5 protein-coding genes are annotated in these 2,502 nt (G+C 57.4%); 4 read left to right on the top strand and 1 reads right to left on the bottom strand.

Translation table 11 applies throughout. The annotated features are described in order from the left end of the window. From EN884_RS38835 to EN884_RS32835, 3 genes are all read left to right on the top strand, one after another. Positions 1 to 261: hypothetical protein (locus tag EN884_RS38835; RefSeq protein WP_164895308.1), on the top strand; the 261-nt coding region annotated here is incomplete at its 5' end. Continuing rightward, positions 248 to 784: a hypothetical protein gene (locus EN884_RS32840; RefSeq protein ID WP_063168149.1), complete on the top strand. Its 537-nt coding sequence runs from the start codon at positions 248 to 250 to the stop codon at positions 782 to 784. The genes EN884_RS38835 and EN884_RS32840, both read left to right, overlap by 14 nt. A gap of 606 nt (positions 785 to 1,390) precedes the next feature. After that, a complete protein-coding gene (locus tag EN884_RS32835) occupies positions 1,391 to 1,636 on the top strand; it encodes a hypothetical protein (RefSeq protein WP_063168150.1) in 246 nt (81 codons plus the stop codon). A 505-nt stretch (positions 1,637 to 2,141) separates the two neighbouring features. Here the strand turns inward: EN884_RS32835 and EN884_RS32830 are convergent. Then, positions 2,142 to 2,381: a DUF982 domain-containing protein gene (locus EN884_RS32830; protein ID WP_245492028.1), complete on the bottom strand. Its 240-nt coding sequence runs from the start codon at positions 2,379 to 2,381 to the stop codon at positions 2,142 to 2,144. On the opposite strand from EN884_RS32830, the gene EN884_RS39905 reads away from it, so the two are divergent. Continuing rightward, on the top strand, positions 2,280 to 2,502 hold a 223-nt coding region (locus EN884_RS39905; protein ID WP_245492029.1), incomplete at its 3' end, for a hypothetical protein. The two genes, EN884_RS32830 and EN884_RS39905, sit on opposite strands and share 102 nt — an antisense overlap.

Here is a 2,502-nt window from a genome sequence, read left to right as displayed (position 1 = left end):
CTGATTATGGGCACATTGCCCGCAGGGAAGAAGGAGGAAGCCAAAACCGACCTCTGGCAAATGCTGAATTTCTATCTATCGGTCTTCAGGCAACTTCACGCTGGCGGAATCAACCAGAAGATAGGCGCTGCTTTCGGCAAGGATTTTTGCGATTTGCTCGACAAGGCTCCGGTGGCTACCGCATGGGACGAGCTTCTTAAGGAGAAGAGAATAACAGACGACTATGAGGAAATGAGAAGGACATGGTGTGGCAAAAAATAGGCTCATAGCTCTGGTGCTAATCTATCTGGCACTCTGTGCAGGGGTGCACGCCGGAGAGTTCGGCAACGTCCTCGTCGGCAGCGCCGAAGCGACACAACGGTCCCGGGAAGCAAGTGCCACTGCACTCGACGGCGTTGCGAAGGTCATCGAAGGGCTTCGAGAGAGAGAGGGGGCCGCCGGTCTTGGGGCTGGTAGAGAGCAGTTCCAACAAGCCGCCCAGCTATTTGCAGACGCAGCCAACAAAATGGAAGCTGTGCTTCCCTTTCTCCCTAATGAGGAACTCTCGCAGCAGCAATTTGCATACCTGACTGAACTCAGGGGACCAGGTGGCCTCTCTGCAGTGATCCCCGAATCAAAGAGCCTGAAGGATGTCTACAGGAGTTTCGCCAACGTGACACGGCAGATGTCGAGTGTGGTCGAGGGCCTTGCTGGACAAGCGAACGCCTTCCGGACCATCTCTCCCCTGCTGACAACGTACTTCCGGGTAGCTGACGGCGTAGTGGCCCTGCAGGAGCGACGTTGATTTGCAATCTCAGTAATCACCAAGGAACGTCATTCCGCTTGACTGAGAGATACACCGCTGCTACCCCTTGAGATACACCAAGGCGGTCGACGCTTTGGGGAAGAAGTCGCATAAGCGATTGCAGTTAAAGGGTTTTCTGGCTTATTTTTTCCCGGTTCGATTTAACGAACTTGTCCGGCCCGGGGAGCCAAATTCTTCAAAGCGTTGAGACGGTCAGGTCGCCCATAGGGGCTGATCTATGGCATGTCTGGAAAACCGCAGGCAGCCGCAGGTTGATCCTCAACTTGACCTGGCGCCGCTATGCAGCGCGCTTCGATCACGGCGATCTCTTCACGGCGATCTCATCAGGATTTCATCTCTTGTCACCGTTCGGGTTGGGTGCCGGTGCCTCTCGCACATCTCGTGGTGGCGGGTCGACATGTTCAAGCTCTGGCGGGGCTTCTTTGTCCCGACGTCGGACAGGTAGCTTCTCCGGTTCGGGCTTCGATGGTGGTTCTTTGATCTTGCTCGGCATAATCGAGTTAACCGCACTGCCGGTCCCTTGTTCCCGCAGCAAGCCGAAAACCTGAATGGGGGAACCGGGAGCGCCAAAGAGCGTTTTCTCGCATGCTCAAGAAGATCGCCCTTGCCGCCGTGCTGGTTCAGGTTGCCGCGGTTTCGGCTCTCATCACTCAGACGGTCCTCTTCGCGTCCACGGCCACACAGGCCGCCAACGCGCAGCCCGGCGACGCAGTCGCTGTCACTGCCGACAAGGAACCGGACAAGGCGGCGCAGCCTGCTGGTGCCGACCAATGCCCAACCCGGCTTGTGACGAGCAAGATTTTCACGAGCAACTCAATTACGGCGCAATGATAGTTCGCCATCGATGCCGGCCATCCGTCGATCCCCCCAATTTAAGTCAGGGCAATGTGCTTGAAAGCGCAATGATTCCTGTTACTTGAGGCATGGGGCGAGTGCGTTTGGGTTGGGCAAGAATTGGTATGATTTCATCGAATATGGAATGCCCGCGCTGTCATGGCAGCGGCAGGGTTTTCGACTGCTCCAAATGGTATGCGTCAAACGGGCACTGCTGCCCGCAGGGAACCCATCGGGGTGGCTGCCCCGGAAAGACGGGGCCTGCACGGAATGCGACGGCCTAGGGACAATGGCGGAGCCTCCGCTGAGGGCCGTGGCATAATCTGCGATAGTGTCGCATGCCGCTGATGGCGACGCGGACGCGCCCGCCAAAAAACCGTACTAACGGCGCGAACAACAACCGCCCGCCAAAGGTGAGCTGGCAGGGCAGCTCACCTTGTAGCGATGCGGAAACGACGACCATGCAGCCGGACCATCCTGATGGCGCCGCCCCTTATCAAGGCTAAGCGATTACCCCACCACGACCTGACCTTGTGCCGTCCATCCAAGGGAATTGGGCAAGCGGGTCCTGCAAGATTTTGACGGATCTTGCGAAGCCGGCGACGGCATCGCGCGCCACTGTCAGCGGAACCTGGCCGTCGTGAGCACGCTGGCAAGCTCGAAAGGCCGTTTCAAAAATCGGACCCCGCCGCTCCCTTGGCCACTCGTCAAAGAAGTCGAACGCATCGTCGAGGCACCCTATTTCTTGAATGAACTCGCCATTCTTGACAAGAACCGGTCGGTCGAACGTCCTGTAACTCATGTGATCCTCCATTCCGCACGTGGGTTGTTGTTGGTTCGGGTCATCATGCGATTGCATGCTC

It is taken from the genome of Mesorhizobium sp. M7A.F.Ca.AU.001.01.1.1 (assembly GCF_004022735.1).
In the GTDB taxonomy this organism is placed as follows: domain Bacteria; phylum Pseudomonadota; class Alphaproteobacteria; order Rhizobiales; family Rhizobiaceae; genus Mesorhizobium; species Mesorhizobium ciceri.
The sequence above is the reverse complement of the archived record's forward strand: the minus strand, read 5'-3'. Positions and strand labels throughout refer to the sequence as shown.

Coding starts and splice junctions, on each gene's coding strand:
- EN884_RS32835 (WP_063168150.1), top strand. CDS start 1,391: ATGCTCAAGAAGATCGCCCTTGCCGCCGTGCTGGTTCAGGTTGCCGCG.